A 14986-nucleotide genomic window follows, 5' to 3' on the forward strand; every position below is an offset into this window, starting at 1 on the left:
TTGATAATCTTAAAAGACATCACCAAGGCTTTTGGCTCGCAAAAGATACTTCAAAACGTAAATTTAAGCATAAAAAAGGGGCAAAAAACGGTCGTACTTGGGCAAAACGGCGCCGGCAAAAGCTCGCTGATGCGCATAATCCTGGGCGAATTTAAACCAAACAGCGGCGAGGTGCGAGTAAACGGCTTTGATCCATTTACCGCGCGCAAAGAAGCCCTTAGCGTGATATCTTTCGTCCCGCAAACGCCGCCGCCGCTAAAATTTAACCTAAAAGAGCTTTGCGAGTTCGTCTGCAAAAGCTCGGGCGTCGCGCAGGAAAACATAGAGAAATTTTGCGAGAAAATGGAGCTTGATCTAAAAGGAAATTTTCACAAGCCCTTTTACAAACTCTCAGGCGGTATGAAGCAAAAAATGCTAATCGCAATCGCCTTTGCTAAAAACACCGAAGCTATGATGTTTGACGAGCCCACGGCAAATTTAGACCCAAAAGCCAGGCGAAATTTTATGGATCTACTAGGCGAGTTCGCGCGCAAAAAGACGCTGGTTTTCATCTCGCACAGGCTTGATGAGGTGCAGAGTATGTCAAACCGCTACGTCGAGATGGATCTGGGCCGCATCATCAAAGACGAGCCGATCACGCAAGGAGGCAACCGTGAATAACCTCCTACTCATCGCCAAACTAGACGTCGCCGAGTCGCTGCGCTCGCGCTGGTTTCTCATCTATATGCTGGTTTTTATGGGGCTTATCGTCACGTTTATCTTTAGCGGCGTGACGGACTCGCGGGTGCTCGGCTTTAGTGGGCTTACGCGGCTTTTGCTGCTTTTTATCCAAATTTGCATCATCATCGTGCCCATTTTCATCCTCATCTCGACCGTGCGCAGTATCAGCGCCGACCGCGATACGAACCTGCTTGAGTATATGCTTAGCTTCCCCGTTAGCCTGGGCGAATACTATTTCGGCAAGGCTTTGGGGCGCATTTTCGTCATTTTCGTGCCGCTTTTGCTCTCTTTTGCGATTGCGGTGATTGCGGGGCTAGTTAAAAAAATAGAAATCCCGTGGAATATCCTAATCCTCTACACCGCCCTACTTTTCGCACTTAGCTTCGTGTTTTTGTCGTTTGGATTTCTCATCTCCTCGGTGATCAAAAACCAAGAAATGGGTCAAGGCGTCGCGTTTTTACTCTGGCTTATCTTGCTAGCGTTTTTGGATCTCGCGCTGATCGGCTTTTTGATGAAAACTAACGTGCGCGAAGATATCATCTTTTTTATCGCGCTCATTAACCCGATCGAGGTCTTTAGGATCGCGGCGATTAGCCTGTTTGATCCGAATTTAGCCGTTATCGGCGTAGCGTCGAATTTCGTGTTAAACAACTTTAGCGCGTTTGGATTTGTTATTTACTCTATTTTTTATCCGCTGATTTTAGGCGCAATTATGCTTGTCGGCGGATATTTTATCTTTAGCAGTAGGGATTTGGTGTAAATTTGACTCGCTTACGGCGGTCAAATTTACGCTACTTCGCTAGCTTTGGCAGGCTTAAATTTAACTCGTAAATTTAAGCCCTTTTCATCAAATTTGCAAATTTACGGGCGTCAAATTTCGTCGCCCTAAATTTACCACTCAAATTTAAGCTTCCTCCGCCGTGCCTAAATTTCCCTCGCCCAAGGCAAGCTCGGCCGCTAGCTTTTTGCTTGATTTAAAGTCCACTTTACCCGTTCCCAGCACCGGTACGGCATCGACTTTATAAATCTTTGAAGGCTGCATGATGGACGGTATCGCAGAAGCCCTGATGCGTGCGGCCACATCCTCCTCGCTTATCTCGCCGCTAAAGAGCATGACGACTTGCTCGCCCTTTTTCTCGTCGGCTACGTTGGTGCAGACAAAGGTAACCTCATCGCCCAGCACGGATGAGATTTGAGCCTCGACCGCGCCCAGGCTTATCATCTCGCCGCCGATTTTAGCAAAGCGAGATAGTCTATCCGTGATCGTTAGGAAGCCCGCCTCGTCCAAAAAGCCGATGTCGCCGCTGTTATAGTAGCGCACGCCGTCTAGCTCGACGATCGCCTCCCTCGTGCGCTCCTCGTCCTCGTAGTAGCCCTTCATCACCTGATGGCCGCCGATTAGGATGAGGCCCGCCTGCCCGTTTTCTAGTTTTGCTAGGCTTGTAGGATCGCAGATTCTTATTATCGTGCCCGCAGTCGGTAGGCCCACGCTGCCCTCTTTTGAGAAAACGAGCTCTTTAAAAAACTCGGGCTCTAGCACGTTTGCGGTATTTACGCTAACAACGGGCGTGGTTTCGGTCGTGCCGTAGCCCTCGTAAATTTCGACGCCGAATTTCATCTTAAACTCGCGCTTAACGATCGCATTTAGCTTCTCCGCGCCGGCAATCGCGTATCGGATCGTAGAAAACATCAGCGGATTTAGCTTTTTGTTTTTGGTATAGAGCCTAAAAAACGTCGACGTGCCAAACATTATCGTCGCGTGGTATTTGGCGACCATCTTGCCCACGGCAAAGGCGTCTGTGGGATCGGGCACGTGAGCGGAGGCGATACCTTCGCTAAGTGGAAAAAAGGTCGCCGCGGTAAGCCCGAAAGAGTGAAATATCGGTAGCGATGCCAAGATCACGTCGTTGCCGCCGGTATTTACGATCTCTGAAATTTGCTTGATATTGGCCATTATATTTTTATGCGTTAGCACGATGCCTTTTGGCGTGCCCTCGCTGCCGCTGCTAAAGAGTATCGCCGCCTCGTCGTCGATGCGAACGTCGCTAAAATAAATAAGCTCAAGCAGCCAGCGCGGCATCAAAATCGCTTTTAGCATCGCGCAAATTTTATCTGCTTTACTTATGCCCTGCGCGACGTCTTCGAGATAGATCAGTCTGCCTTTTAGAGATTCTTCGAGCTCAAAGCCGCGAGCCTTTAGCTTGGTGATAAACTGGCGCGACGTGATTATGCTTTTTAGCTTCGCTTTATCCGCGCAGCCGATCAAATTTTGCTCGCTAAGCGTGTAGTTTAGATTTACGCTTATCTTGCCTCTGATAAATAGCATCAAATTTATGACGCCACCCATCACCGATGACGGCAGTATCACGCCGACGTGTCGCTCTTTTAAAAACGAGAATTTAAATTTGGATAAAAATAGCAGCACGGCGGTGATGACTTTTAGGTTGTTTAGATCAGCGCCCGTGCTATCTACCATCGAGCGTTTAAAAAGATTTGCTTTAGCGTGTTTTAGCCAGCTAAACTGCATCGGCTCTAGAGTTTTTAGATACTCAGCCCAGCTAAAAAACGATAGCTCGACGACCTTTTCGCGCACCTGCGGGGCTTTGGTCTCAGGAGCTAGAGGCGCACCGAAACTCACCCTGATAGCGCGTTTGCCGTCTACTTTACGGCTGATTTTTTGGTAGTATTTTTGAGCGCGCGAGAAGCTAGATCCCCAAAGACCGCGCAGATAAAACGGTACGATGACGGAGTTTGTCTCGTTTGCGGCTATCTCGTATCCGTGCGCAAACTCGTCTATCTGCCCGTTATAGCTGATATGCCCTTCCGGAAACAGCGCCACGACCTTGCCCTCGTTTAGGCACTCGCGGATTTTCTCCAGCGCGCTTTTGCTAGCGCCCGCGCCTATCGGGATCACGTCAAATAAATTTAACAGCCATTTTAGGTACCAAATTTCATAAAAGCTCTTATGCATCGCAAATCTGATCGGACGCGGAGAGGCCATCTGCAGCACCGCCCAGTCTATCCAGCTGATGTGGTTGCCAAGCAGCAGTACGCCGCCTTTTTGCGGGATATTTTCGACGCCGTCGACATTAACCTTATATCCGATCCTAAAAAACGGCATGATAAGCAAACGCGCAAAAAGATGCGGCAGGTATTTTATCGTCGCCAGCGCGCAGATAAGCACGCTAAAGGAGGTAATGACGAAGATCCCAGGCGTACTAACGGCAAATATGCTAAACGCCATAGCAAGCAGCAAAAACGCCGCCATAAAGATGTTTTGGATGAAGTTGCTGCCCGCCAGCGTGCGGCCCATCTGCTCTTCGGATGTGAAAAACTGGATATTTGCGTTTAGCGGCACGATGAAAATGCCGCCGCTAAAGCCGAACAAAAACGACGCCAGCGTCATAAACGCCGCGCTAGAGCCCTGCGCAAACATTAGTAGCGACGCAAAAAGCCCGAGCGCTCCAAAAGGCACGATGCCCATCTCGATGTGATTTTTCGAGTAGCTGCCCGCTAGCGCAGAGCCCGCAACCAGGCCTATGGTGCTAACGGCCAAAATCGCCTGCACGATCATAACGTTGTTATCTGCGCTCATAACTTTGTAGTGAGCGGGGAAAACGGCGATAACCAGCTGCGCCACCGCCCAAAAAACCGAAAGCCCAAGCGTACACAAAAAGGCGTTTTTGTTGTTAAAGATGTGCTTAGTGTTTTCTTTTAGGTAGCCTAGTTTAAAGTACTTTTTCGCGTCAAATTTAAGCCCGGCGTCGGTCGCCTCGAAAAACGGAATTTTAAACGTAAAAATCGTCTCGGCTACCGAGCAAACGAAAAGTATCGCGCCGATAAACCAGACCGATTTTATCATCTCTCCGGCATCCGTGCTCGCTACGGCGTATCTCTCGAAAATCGCCGAAAAAACAAACGAACCAAGCAAAATCGCCACGATAGTAAAGGCTTGCACGATACCGTTTGCCGCGCCCAGCTTCTCTGCGCCCACGATTTTTTTGATTAGTCCGTATTTGGCGGGGCTATATATCGCGCTTTGCACCGCTAGCAGCAGCGTCGTGCCAAACGCCACGTAAAACCAGCCGCAAAGGTAGCTTATAGTGATAAAAAGCGTGAGTAAAATTTCGCTCGCAGCCGCATATCTCGTGATGCGCGTTCGCGAAAATTTATCGTTTAAAAAGCCCGAAACGCTAAAAAGCATAATGTATGGAAGCAAGATCAGTAAATTTACGAGCGAGGTCAGGATGATCTGTAAATTTTCATCCTCGATACTCTTAAAAAGTATGTTTTGGATCGTGATCTTGTGACCCAGATCTACGACCGCGTTGATAAACATAACGATCAAAAAGGGCAAAAAGCCCCTAACCGAAAAAACGCCTTTCATTTGTTCTCCTTTTTGTAGGCATTAAAGGTGTGAAAATTTAAGATATACGGTTTTAGGATCAAGATATTGTCGAAAATGAGCTTTAAAGCCGCGTTTTTATCCTTTGCTTTCGCGTAAATTTCGCGCGCGCACTCGGCTTCGATTTTAGCCGTTTGCTTGGCTAAATTTATATAAGTCTGTAAAATTTCCCGTCCGCGCTCGCTCTTTTGGGTCTCTAGCACGATTTGCAGGATCTCGACCTCTTTTTCCGTTAGCTTGCCGCCGCGCATAAAGATAAATCCGTCCTTTATAAATTTATCCAGCTCGGTCTCGGTGATACCCAGCCTCTCGCACGCCTGCTCGGCGCTTAGCGTCTGGGCGAAATTTGACCCCATAAAGGTATCGAGCGAATCAAAAAGCGCCTCGTAGCAGCGCTTAAAGCTAAAGCCCTTTTGCTGCGTGAGCGCCTTTACCTCCTTTAGGCTGAGATGGAAGTTGCTCTGGACGTATTTGATGAAATTTAGCATCAAAAGCGTCTCTTCGCCGTATTGATGCACGTTGTCTTTTACCTTCACGGGCTCGGGCAAAAGCCCCTCTTTGACGTAAAAGAGTATCGTTGATTTGGGCGTTTGCGAGAGTTCGCAAAGCTCGCTCATCTTGTAGCTCATCTCTTTCCTTTCGTTAAATTTGACGAAATCTTACGCAAATTTAGCTTAGAAAACCATAAAGCGTAAAGTATCACTTGACACTTTTTAAAATTTAGGCTATGATTTCGACAAATTTTAAAAAGGAGAAACGATGTTTCGAGATAAAATTTATGCGCCAAACCGCGAAGATTTCGGCATTTTAGTGGCGGCAAACGGGTGCGGTGTGCGGGCGGATTTTGTAAATTTGACGGGCGAGAGGGCTTTAAATTTGGCGCCAAATTCGGCGAGTTCGAATTTTCATTTAAATTTAGTCGGCAAAACGGCGACGAATTTGACGGGCGCAAATGTCGCAAATCTTGGTTTAAATTTGAGCTCAAATTTAGCGCGCGACAAAATCGACGCAAACGTCGCCGACTTTAGTTTAAATTTTAGGCGCAAGACAGCGGCGAATTTAATGCGAGCAAATTTAACCATATGCGGCGCACCGTCAAAGCAGGACGCACGGATAAGTTTAAGCTCAAATCTAAGAGCGGGCGAGATAGCTACGCCAAAAATGCTCGGGTTTTGCCAAGATAGGGCAAATCAAATTTACGCCAAAGATAAATTTGACCAAACGAGCGTAAATTTGACGGCAAACGAAGCGAATTTAAGCGAATTTTCGCAGAGCGAATTTAACGAAACCGCTATGCGGGAGAGCGACTCGGAGGGCCTACAAAACTCAAATTTAACGCAGATAAAAACCGTCGATATCCACTCGCATCTGCTTAGTAGCGAAGTGAAATTCGACCGATTTTACGACAAACTAGCGCTTGCATTTTTCGCTAAAAAATTTGACATAAACAGGCGCGAGCTTATTAAAAACGGCTTTGAGGGCTACAAAAGCAACTTCGCGCGGCTGATTAAAAGCTCGAATTTCGTCCAAAAATCCGTAGTTTTCGGCGTCGATGCGAAATTTGACGATAGCGGAAATCTCGTGCATAAGGACAAAACCGTCTGCGCCTCAAACGAGGAGGTTTTTGCCTTTTACGAGCAAAATCCAAACGAGGTCGTGCCGTTTTTTAGCGTAAATCCAAACCGCAAAGACGCGCTAAATTTGATCGAAAAGTACCACAAAATGGGCTTTAAAGGCGGCAAGCTGCTGCACTCATACTGGGAGACGGATCTAAACGACAAGCGCTATGAGCCCTATTTTAGGCTACTTAGCGAGCTTAGGCTGCCGCTGGTGATCCACGTGGGCGACGAAAACTCGCTCGCCTCAAACAAGGCACTTGAGAGCATCGAGCAGCTAAAATCGCCGCTAAATCTAGGCTGCCGCATCGTCTGCGCACACATGGGCGCCTCAAACGACGGCGCTTTGTCCATGTTTTCGCGCGATCCGGAGAAACTGGGCGCAAACTACTTCACGCTGCTTGGTTGGCTGCGCGAATTCGACGGGCTTTACGCCGATGTTTCGGCGCTGCTTTGCATAAACAAGGCCCGCATCCTGCCGCACCTAAAAACCCAAACGCAAATCCACGACAAAATCCTTTTCGGCACCGATTTTCCCGTGCCTTTTAGCGTGATTTTAAGCAGCTACGACCTGCCGTTTCGCGAGCGACTGGCGCTAAACCGCATCCAAAATCCGCTCGATCGATACGTGCGCGCGATGAGTTTGTATTTTGGCGAAAACTCGCTTATTTTTAGCAATTATAAAAAGATTTTGGGGAAAATTTAATCCGAAATTTGAGCGCAAATTTGACGGTCGGCACGCAAAATTCGGCAAGCAAATTTAAAGATGGCGAAAATTTACAAATTTGAAGTCAAATTTAACTGCGGCGGATAAAATTTGCGCGTGTTTTTTTAAACGTACGTTTCATCCAAAATTTACACTTTTACGGTGGTGGCGGATTAAAAATTTAACGGTAAAGCGCGGTTTGGTAGTGTATCTTACGTGCAACTAAGCGCAAATTTAAGCCGCCGCCTTAAGATAAAATTTACTAATTCGCTTGGTTTGGCGTTGATTTTTCGTTTTCTGTTCCGTCCTTGTATTTGTTTATAGCTTTTTTGTATTTTTCGGCTTCTTTTTCGCCCGACTCCAGCCAACTTTCAAATTTACTCGAAGTAAGCCGCCTGCGCTCATTTACCCGTTCGCCGCTCGCGTCAAGGTCGGCTCTGCGCACTCTACAGCTAAACTCTGCCGCTTCTTGCGAGTTCTCCCCAGTTTCTAAAAGGCAAAAGCTTAAATTCGGTTCGGATATATTTAAAATCGCGTTCGCACATCTGCGCGGACCAGCTATCGGCTCGGCACCTTCAAGCGGCCAAAGCGAGCGCACGAGCACCCCGCCGTAAGCCTCTTCTGAGCTATTAAAACAGATATCAAAGCCGAAATTATGAAAAAATATGTCGCCGGCGCTTGACGTTCGTTTGTAGGTATTTTTATCCGCGTTCGTATATATCTCGATCTCGGCAAAAGCAAATTTTACGCCCGCAACCTCTAATGCATAATCTTGCAGCAAACCGCGCATAAAATTTTCTATTTCCTTTTGAGACGTCTCATTGGGGTCTAAACTCGAAAAATACTCTCGCATTTTTTTATTGCCTTGCATTTTGCTCCTATTTTTATTTGGTTATCCGGCGCCTTCATAAACACAAAATACGACGTCGAATTTGAGTCGAATTTTGTTAAAAATCGTATCAAAATTTGGTTTGATTGGACGTCAAATTTAACCCGAGCGAGCAAAACCGCGCTCCAAATTCGACTGTAAATTTACGTGCCGAAAAGCCAAAAAACAATGTCAAATTTGCGTCTCAATCGATCAAATTTAATAAAATTCGAATGAATTTAGCGTCAAATTTAGCAAGCAAGGGCGTAAAATTTAACGCTAAATTTTAAAGACTACCATCTGCCGCTGGCTCCGCCTCCGCCAAAGCTTCCGCCTCCGCCTTTAAAGCCTTTGTCGTCTCCGTCCGGACCGTCGTATTCGTTGTCTTCGACGCCCTCATCACCAGCGTCATTCTTGTACTTAGCCAGCATGTTTCTTAAAGCTATGCCAAGAAGTATCGCAGAAAGCGCAGCCGTTATACCGCCTCTGGCGGCGAAATCCTCGATGCCCAATCTTGGCGCGGCCCAAAGCGAAATAGCGCCGCCAGTAAATGCGCTAACTCCGATAATAGCGCACGCTTGTCCGATTATGCCGAACATATTTCTAACGAATATCAGCAGCGCGCTAAATAACATCACATAGCCTTCTATCGGAAATTCGCTTAATTTTTCTATATCTTTTTTGACGTTCTCGTCGCCCTCAAGCAGCGCGACTATCTTTTGCGCACCTATCTTTATGCCGCCCTCTACGTCGCCTTTTGTAAGCTCGGGAACGATGTAATTATCGATGATGGTTTCGCCGAAAGCGTCCGTTAGCGTGCCCTCTAGACCATGTCCGACCTCTATATGCGCCTGCCTATCGTTTGGTGCCACTACTAGCAATACGCCGTTATTTTTATCTTTTTGTCCGATGCCCCAGTATCTGCCTAACTCCAAAGAATAGCCGCTGATATTCACTCCGCCGAGAGTTTTTAGGGTAACTACTACGACCTGATTGGTCGTGTTGTTTTCGCGAGCGGCCAGTGCGGTCTCTAGCTCCGCTTTAACGGCTGGGCTTAGGATACCTGCTTGATCGACTACCCTACCGGTTAGGGCGGGGAAATTTAGCTGATCTGCGATCTTTTGCGGCGCCTTTTTCTCTTTTGCGACCGGACTCGGTACGCCTGCTTGATCGACCGCTCTATCCGTTAATGCTGAGGAATTCGACTGGTCGGAGATTTTTTGAAGCTCCTTTTCCTCATCCGGGATATCCACCAGCAAAAGTCCCAAAGCCAGCGCAATAACGACATATAAAATATTAGTTAAAATGCGTTTCATTTTTATGCCTTAAATTTGGCTATTTGGCAAACTTAAATCAAGCTCGCCTTGCTCGGCTCTTCCGGCTCTCAAACGTCGCGCGCGGTTTGGAAAGCCAGTTTAAAAAGCCGTTATACTTTATCTATGGCGCCCGCGAAAAAGCCGCAAATTTAACGGCGTTTTGAGTGAAATTAAAATATCGGCTCGCGATAGATATCAAATTTTACGCGCCTGCAAGGCGAATTTGGACGTCAAATTTAACCCGAGCGAGCAAAACCGCGCTCCAAATTCGACTGCAAATTTACGTGCCGAAAAGCCAAAGACAATGCCAAATTTGCGTCTCAATCGATCAAATTTAATAAAATTCGAATGAATTTAGCGTCAAATTTAGCAAGCAAGGGCGTAAAAATTCGACGCTAAATTTTAAAGACTACCATCTGCCGCCAGCTCCGCCTCCGCCAAAGCTTCCGCCCCCTCCGCTAAATCCGCCGCCCGAGCTTCTACCGCCTCCGCCAGAGCTGCTACTGCTAGAGCTCCCCGAGTAATCGCTACCGCGTGAGCCTTTGCCGCCGGCTTTCATATTTCGCGTTAAGTAGAAAAATAACGCAAAAAGTCCTAGCACTACCGCAAATCGGCCGGCTAGATCGCTTATCTCAAAGCCTAAATTCACAAAAAGGCTGATAATGCCCGAAAGCAAGAGACTAAGGCCGATACGCGTGGCTAGAATGCCGAAAAAACCGGATGTGATGAGAGTTATAATGCCGGTCATCAAGGCGGCCGCCTCGAGCGGCTCGTAGTCGGCTTGGGCCTCTACCTCCTTTTTCGCACTTTCATCCCCCTCAAGCAGCGCAATGATCTTTTGCGTGCCTATCTTTATACCGTTTTGGATATCACCTTTTTTAAATTCGGGGATGATATAGTAGTTTATGATATTGCTGCTAAGAGCGTCGGTTAGGATGCCTTCTAGGCCGTATCCTACTTCTATACGTATTTGTTTGTCGTTTGGAGCTACTACCAACAGCACTCCGTTATCTTTACCTTTTTGTCCTATACCCCAGCGTCTACCTAGCTCTAAAGAGTACTCTTCGATGTTAGCGCCGTTTAAAGACTCTAGCGTCACGACTACGACCTGATTTGTGGTGTTGTTTTCGTGAGCGGCCAGTGCGGTCTCTAGCTCTGCCTTAACGGCTGGGCTTAGGATGCCTGCTTGATCGACTAGCCTGCCGGTTAGGGCGGGGGATTTCGAGCTTTCTTTACTCGGAGTTTCTTTTGCGGACGCATTTTGCTCGGCGGCATTATCCGCCGCCGACAAATTTACCGCCAAAAGCCCTAAAACAAGCGTAAAAACGCAAAATAAAGCAGATAAAATGCGTTTCATTTTTATACCTTAAATTCGGCTATTTGGCGAAGGAAACGTCAGGCGCGCTTTGTTCGGCTTCGCTAGCCTCAAACGTCGCGCGCGGTTTTAGCTCGGGATACAGCATCTCGGCGATAAATTTACCCGGGATCTTGCGCAGAGCGACGTTATAGTCTCTGACCGCTTCGATGTAGTCCTTTCTAGCGACCGCGATGCGATTTTCCGTGCCCTCGAGCTGGCTTTGCAGGGCGAGGAAATTTTGATCGGCTTTTAGCTGAGGGTAGTTTTCGGTGATGGCCATAAGGCGAGATAGTGCGCCGCCCAGGGTCTTTTGAGCGGCTTCAAACTCTTTTAGCTTAGCAGGATCGTCTAGCGCGCTAACGTCAAGCGTCATCTGAGTGGCCTTGCTCCTGGCTTCGGTTACTTCCTTAAACACGCCCTCCTCGTGACCGGCATAACCCTGGACGGTTTTTACCAAATTCGGGATGAGATCGGCGCGGCGTTTGTATTGGTTTTGCACCTGGGCCCATTTCTCCTTGACCGTCTCGTCAAGCACGGGAAAAGCATTGACGTATTTCATGGCGACACCGCCGATGATACCGATGAATACTAGAAAAATCATTAAATTTTTCATTACCGCTCCTTTAAGAAATTTCTTACCGCAATTATACACTCAAAAACTTTTAAAAGTAATAATTTTTAAATAAAAGTTATTTAAATCTAAGGCGGGTTGCGTCAAAATCGTTATTATGCTTATTATTTTAGACTCAATTAAACTTAAGCGAATTTTTTCTTATCGGTTTTAAGAGACTTTGATATAAGCTCTCCTACGTAGTTTTGGTATTATTCCTTAAATTCGCACTCTTTAAGATGCAATATCTCTTTTCTTAGCTTCCCTGCAGTCGCTACGCTTGAGAAGACCCCTTTAAATTTGATTAATCTATGCTTGGCGTATCCCCGTCTGCTCGCAGCAGCAACGCAAGTCGCAGCTAGAAATTTTCTATACCGTTGATATGATTTTGCCGTTCGCATCTTGTAAAGTAGTGAGCATAGCGTAGTTAAAATTTATTCTTTGAGTGCTTTGCCTTATAATGAGCCTTCGCTGCGTAATCAACCAAGCCATCATAAGCCTTAAACGTCCTTTTTAAAAACAAATGAGAAATAAAAAATGAAATACAAAAAACCAAGAAATCATAAAACTTCCAAAATATCAATAAAATCAAGGTTTTAAGATATTTTTGAATACGAATGATTTTGGATGCTAAATTTTAATATTGCCTAAAATCATACGAGAGATTTATTGGGCATTGATGAATAAAAATATTATTTTGTAGTAGATTTATTTAATATATCAAGAGCAATTTCCAACTGCTCTTTAAAAGCTTCTCTTAGGCTTCGAGGTTCTAGTATCTCGATATCTGGAAGCCACTTCTTTATAAACGGCAATATCTCCATATCTTGAGTAAAATCTATGCTAAAAGTAACACTACCGTCACCCAGCGTCTCTTTAAATTTTTGAGATGGGAAAAATAGTTTCCTGCCTTCTTGAAAATATATAGCTACTTTAGGTGAGGCCTTTAACAACGCTCTTTGCAATGGTTCTGACGGCAAGCTCATAGCGTTTTGTATTTTATTAAAATGCGTTTTATATTTGTCTAAGACCCTGCTTTGGTAATTTTTCGAGCTTTTACTAAGCGATACGATAAAAGCCACCCTTAAAAGCCTAAAATTTCCCCTGGTGTCTTCGATAGCTAAATACCAATTACTATCTGTAAAAACTATTTTTAGGCACTTTACGTCGGTTAAATTTTCGGTTTTGCCGATATATTTATACTTAATGTCTCGATATTCTCTATTCATAACAGCGTTTCGAAGTTCGTTTAAATACCGCTTGCTCGGCTCGTCTTGCAAAACTTCCAAGGGATTGGTTCTAAATAAAAACACGCCCGAATCTTCTTTTATCTGCTTAGATACTTCTTTTTCGTATATTTTTAGATCGGACAATAAACTGGGGTCATTTTCATTTAATAAGGTAATTATCCAGCCTAGGTTATCGCCATTTTTTAATAGATATTCCAAAACGACAATTATGTCTTTATTTTTATCAGATACCCTTAATACTTTTATGGGCCTTTTGCCGTGTTTTATGAGTTTATTTTCTGCCACAAAGGCGTCGGGAAACAAAATTTTAATTTCATCCATATGCCTTCTAAGCGTTCTTTCCTTAATACCTAGCTCATCTAAAAGCTGTGTATCGGAAGGATAGATTTCTCTTTTTTCTACCAATCTTTTTAAAATTTCAAAAATAACTAGCGTTTTATTGTTTAAATCTAACGACATTATCAATCCTCATACTCTCTAAATCTTGCGTGTTTAAATTCCCGTTTAATTACGACCTTGCCGTTTTCTACCTGCTCGCTCACGATACGCTTAGTAGTTGCATATACGGCGATCAGACCCATATTTTTAGCAAATCTTATCATATTGTAAGTCGCTCCAAAATCGCCTTGCACCAGCAATACGTCGCCCGATTTCGCTTGCGATCTAAGTTTGTCTTTATAAGTTTCAACGACTTTTATTACGCTTTTTTCGGACGGGTCGATATCGCTCCACTTTGCATCGGCTATATTTACAAATTTATCAATATTTAAATTTTTCCTCGCACCTTCTTCTTGCTCCGGCGTCAAGGCATGGTTTATTAGTATAAAAAGAGTTTTCATTTGTTTGAGTCCAGAATATCATCATCTATGCAGAATTTTTTATACTCATCCAAAAGCTGCTTAAACTTTAACTTTGTATTTTCTATCTCATCGCTGCTGTTTCCGTGAGCTAAGTTATTTCTCAACCCCTCGGCATCAAAGATAAAATTTCTAAAATTTTCAATATTTGGAATTCTTTCTAATTTATCGCAGATTAAATTTTTTATATCACACAGATGCTCCTTGGCTTTTTTCTCGCTAAGTCCAAAATGAGTTTGCGCCTTTTCTGTGCCAAATAAATAAGATTTCATCTTCCTGCCGATTTTTACTAAATTTCTAGATTGATTGGTTAAATCATAAGAATCAAAAAATTTACTATTTTTAAATTCTTTGACATATGCTTCAACCTTAGGATCAAAATTTTCTAATCCCCGCACGCAATAGTAACCAATCCCCTCAAATAACAAGGTTATAGCGTTCAGCAAATAACCTTTTTTATTGAGCACCTTTGCTATTTCATATAGCTTTTGGAAGTCCTTTTTTCGGCTAATCCGTTTTAAATCCTCTATATGCTCTTTGATTTTATCAAGACTGGCTTTGAAAGTAAAAATTTGCTCGTTCTTTTTGATATTTTCTATGTATTGCAAAACTATGTCGAAGCGATTTTCCAGCGCTTTTAATGAATTCGCAAGAATATCATTCGAAAATTTTGTTAGCTCGCCTCTTAAATTTTCAAAATCCTCGTTTTTGAACGCCGCCACAAACGAAACAGTATAATTTTTATCGAAAGTTTCGAGCATATATGACATATTTGCAAGCTCTAAGTATTCTTTTAAATCAATGATTTCATAATCTTCTTGGAATTTTATCTCTTTTGCGAAAAATATATGTTTGATTTTATCCGTATTATTTAGACTTTGAGAGATAAGCGAAATGGTAGCTAAAATAGGGATATGTCTAAATCCATGAGTTAGATCGATTATATACTCTTCGTTGTCCGACGTTACATCATTTATGATGCGTAAAATTTTGTAAAAATCTTTATCGCCATCTATGAAATTTTCATCCTTAAAAAATTCACAATATTCTATATCAAATTCTTTTTTTAAAACTTCTATGTTAGTATCTTTAGCATCTTTAGTGAAAATAGACATGATGTTTTGCTCGCCAAAATTATCAATTAGAAGTGGGAGCATATTTGTATATCTTTGTTTCTTTAAAGAGTAAAAACTGCCTAGTTTATCATCATATCTATAAATGGGTCTATCCTCAAATTTTTCTTTTGCGCGCCCTATACCTAAAATTGTTACAACTTTCATA

General features: G+C 44.2%; 13 protein-coding genes and 1 pseudogene. 4 read left to right on the forward strand and 10 right to left on the reverse strand.

What is annotated here, in order from left to right; all coding sequences use genetic code 11:
• Window positions 1–660 carry an ABC transporter ATP-binding protein gene (locus tag CRECT_RS09540; protein WP_004318428.1) on the forward strand — a complete coding sequence of 220 codons (660 nt, stop codon included), beginning with the start codon at window positions 1–3 and terminating at the stop codon, window positions 658–660.
• Window positions 653–1480: an ABC transporter permease gene (locus CRECT_RS09545; RefSeq protein WP_004318334.1), complete on the forward strand. Its 828-nt coding sequence runs from the start codon at window positions 653–655 to the stop codon at window positions 1478–1480. Before CRECT_RS09540 ends, CRECT_RS09545 begins: the two co-directional genes overlap by 8 nt.
• A 144-nt stretch (window positions 1481–1624) precedes the next feature.
• Here the strand turns inward: CRECT_RS09545 and CRECT_RS09550 are convergent, their stop codons facing one another.
• Window positions 1625–5107 (reverse strand): acyl-[ACP]--phospholipid O-acyltransferase, encoded by a 3483-nt coding sequence (locus tag CRECT_RS09550; protein WP_171992718.1) that lies wholly within the window; start codon window positions 5105–5107, stop codon window positions 1625–1627.
• A complete protein-coding gene (locus CRECT_RS09555; protein ID WP_004318421.1) occupies window positions 5104–5754 on the reverse strand; it encodes a MerR family transcriptional regulator in 651 nt (216 codons plus the stop codon). The genes CRECT_RS09550 and CRECT_RS09555 overlap by 4 nt, the downstream gene beginning before the upstream one ends.
• Before the next feature lie 130 nt (window positions 5755–5884).
• Between CRECT_RS09555 and CRECT_RS09560 the strand changes: the two genes are divergently transcribed.
• Window positions 5885–7447 carry an amidohydrolase family protein gene (locus CRECT_RS09560; RefSeq protein WP_004318425.1) on the forward strand — a complete coding sequence of 521 codons (1563 nt, stop codon included), beginning with the start codon at window positions 5885–5887 and terminating at the stop codon, window positions 7445–7447.
• 262 nt (window positions 7448–7709) lie between these two features.
• Here CRECT_RS09560 and CRECT_RS09565 read toward each other — a convergent pair whose 3' ends face one another.
• Together CRECT_RS09565 and CRECT_RS09570 are read right to left on the reverse strand one after the other, a co-directional pair.
• Entirely contained in the window at window positions 7710–8318 is a 609-nt protein-coding gene (locus CRECT_RS09565; RefSeq protein ID WP_004318260.1) for a hypothetical protein, read from the reverse strand.
• A 290-nt stretch (window positions 8319–8608) separates the two neighbouring features.
• Window positions 8609–9631, reverse strand: a complete 1023-nt coding sequence (locus tag CRECT_RS09570) for a TPM domain-containing protein (RefSeq protein WP_004318274.1) — start codon at window positions 9629–9631, stop codon at window positions 8609–8611.
• A 160-nt stretch (window positions 9632–9791) separates the two neighbouring features.
• Here CRECT_RS09570 and CRECT_RS09575 point away from each other — a divergent pair, with 160 nt between their 5' ends.
• A complete protein-coding gene (locus CRECT_RS09575; protein ID WP_157752359.1) occupies window positions 9792–9983 on the forward strand; it encodes a hypothetical protein in 192 nt (63 codons plus the stop codon).
• 57 nt (window positions 9984–10040) lie between these two features.
• Here CRECT_RS09575 and CRECT_RS09580 read toward each other — a convergent pair whose 3' ends face one another.
• The 6 genes and pseudogenes from CRECT_RS09580 to CRECT_RS09605 all read right to left on the reverse strand — a co-directional run bounded on the left by CRECT_RS09580 (window position 10041) and on the right by CRECT_RS09605 (window position 14985).
• On the reverse strand, window positions 10041–10988 hold the full coding sequence (locus CRECT_RS09580) for a TPM domain-containing protein (RefSeq protein ID WP_004318568.1): 948 nt from the start codon (window positions 10986–10988) through the stop codon (window positions 10041–10043).
• 19 nt (window positions 10989–11007) lie between these two features.
• On the reverse strand, window positions 11008–11601 hold the full coding sequence (locus CRECT_RS09585; protein ID WP_039887807.1) for a LemA family protein: 594 nt from the start codon (window positions 11599–11601) through the stop codon (window positions 11008–11010).
• A gap of 193 nt (window positions 11602–11794) precedes the next feature.
• Window positions 11795–12103 (reverse strand): annotated as a pseudogene (locus tag CRECT_RS09590) (hypothetical protein); the annotation flags it as partial.
• 187 nt (window positions 12104–12290) lie between these two features.
• The gene (locus CRECT_RS09595) at window positions 12291–13307 is read right to left on the reverse strand and encodes a WYL domain-containing protein (protein WP_004318322.1); all 1017 of its coding nucleotides are present in this window, start codon (window positions 13305–13307) and stop codon (window positions 12291–12293) included.
• A gap of 2 nt (window positions 13308–13309) precedes the next feature.
• The gene (gene csx20, locus CRECT_RS09600; RefSeq protein ID WP_039887805.1) at window positions 13310–13687 is read right to left on the reverse strand and encodes a CRISPR-associated protein Csx20; all 378 of its coding nucleotides are present in this window, start codon (window positions 13685–13687) and stop codon (window positions 13310–13312) included.
• Entirely contained in the window at window positions 13684–14985 is a 1302-nt protein-coding gene (locus CRECT_RS09605; RefSeq protein WP_004318257.1) for a CRISPR-associated DxTHG motif protein, read from the reverse strand. The genes csx20 and CRECT_RS09605 overlap by 4 nt, the downstream gene beginning before the upstream one ends.
• Window position 14986 lies beyond the last annotated feature (1 nt).

It is taken from the genome of Campylobacter rectus (assembly GCF_004803795.1).
Taxonomy (GTDB): Bacteria; Campylobacterota; Campylobacteria; order Campylobacterales; family Campylobacteraceae; genus Campylobacter_A; species Campylobacter_A rectus.

Bases quoted from the DNA above. Each gene is read 5' to 3' on its own strand.
- CRECT_RS09550 (WP_171992718.1), bottom strand. From the start codon at position 5,107: ATGAAAGGCGTTTTTTCGGTTAGGGGCTTTTTGCCCTTTTTGATCGTT.
- CRECT_RS09555 (WP_004318421.1), bottom strand. From the start codon at position 5,754: ATGAGCTACAAGATGAGCGAGCTTTGCGAACTCTCGCAAACGCCCAAA.
- CRECT_RS09560 (WP_004318425.1), top strand. From the start codon at position 5,885: ATGTTTCGAGATAAAATTTATGCGCCAAACCGCGAAGATTTCGGCATT.
- CRECT_RS09565 (WP_004318260.1), bottom strand. From the start codon at position 8,318: ATGCAAGGCAATAAAAAAATGCGAGAGTATTTTTCGAGTTTAGACCCC.
- CRECT_RS09570 (WP_004318274.1), bottom strand. From the start codon at position 9,631: ATGAAACGCATTTTAACTAATATTTTATATGTCGTTATTGCGCTGGCT.
- CRECT_RS09580 (WP_004318568.1), bottom strand. From the start codon at position 10,988: ATGAAACGCATTTTATCTGCTTTATTTTGCGTTTTTACGCTTGTTTTA.
- CRECT_RS09585 (WP_039887807.1), bottom strand. From the start codon at position 11,601: ATGAAAAATTTAATGATTTTTCTAGTATTCATCGGTATCATCGGCGGT.
- CRECT_RS09595 (WP_004318322.1), bottom strand. From the start codon at position 13,307: ATGTCGTTAGATTTAAACAATAAAACGCTAGTTATTTTTGAAATTTTA.
- csx20 (WP_039887805.1), bottom strand. From the start codon at position 13,687: ATGAAAACTCTTTTTATACTAATAAACCATGCCTTGACGCCGGAGCAA.
- CRECT_RS09605 (WP_004318257.1), bottom strand. From the start codon at position 14,985: ATGAAAGTTGTAACAATTTTAGGTATAGGGCGCGCAAAAGAAAAATTT.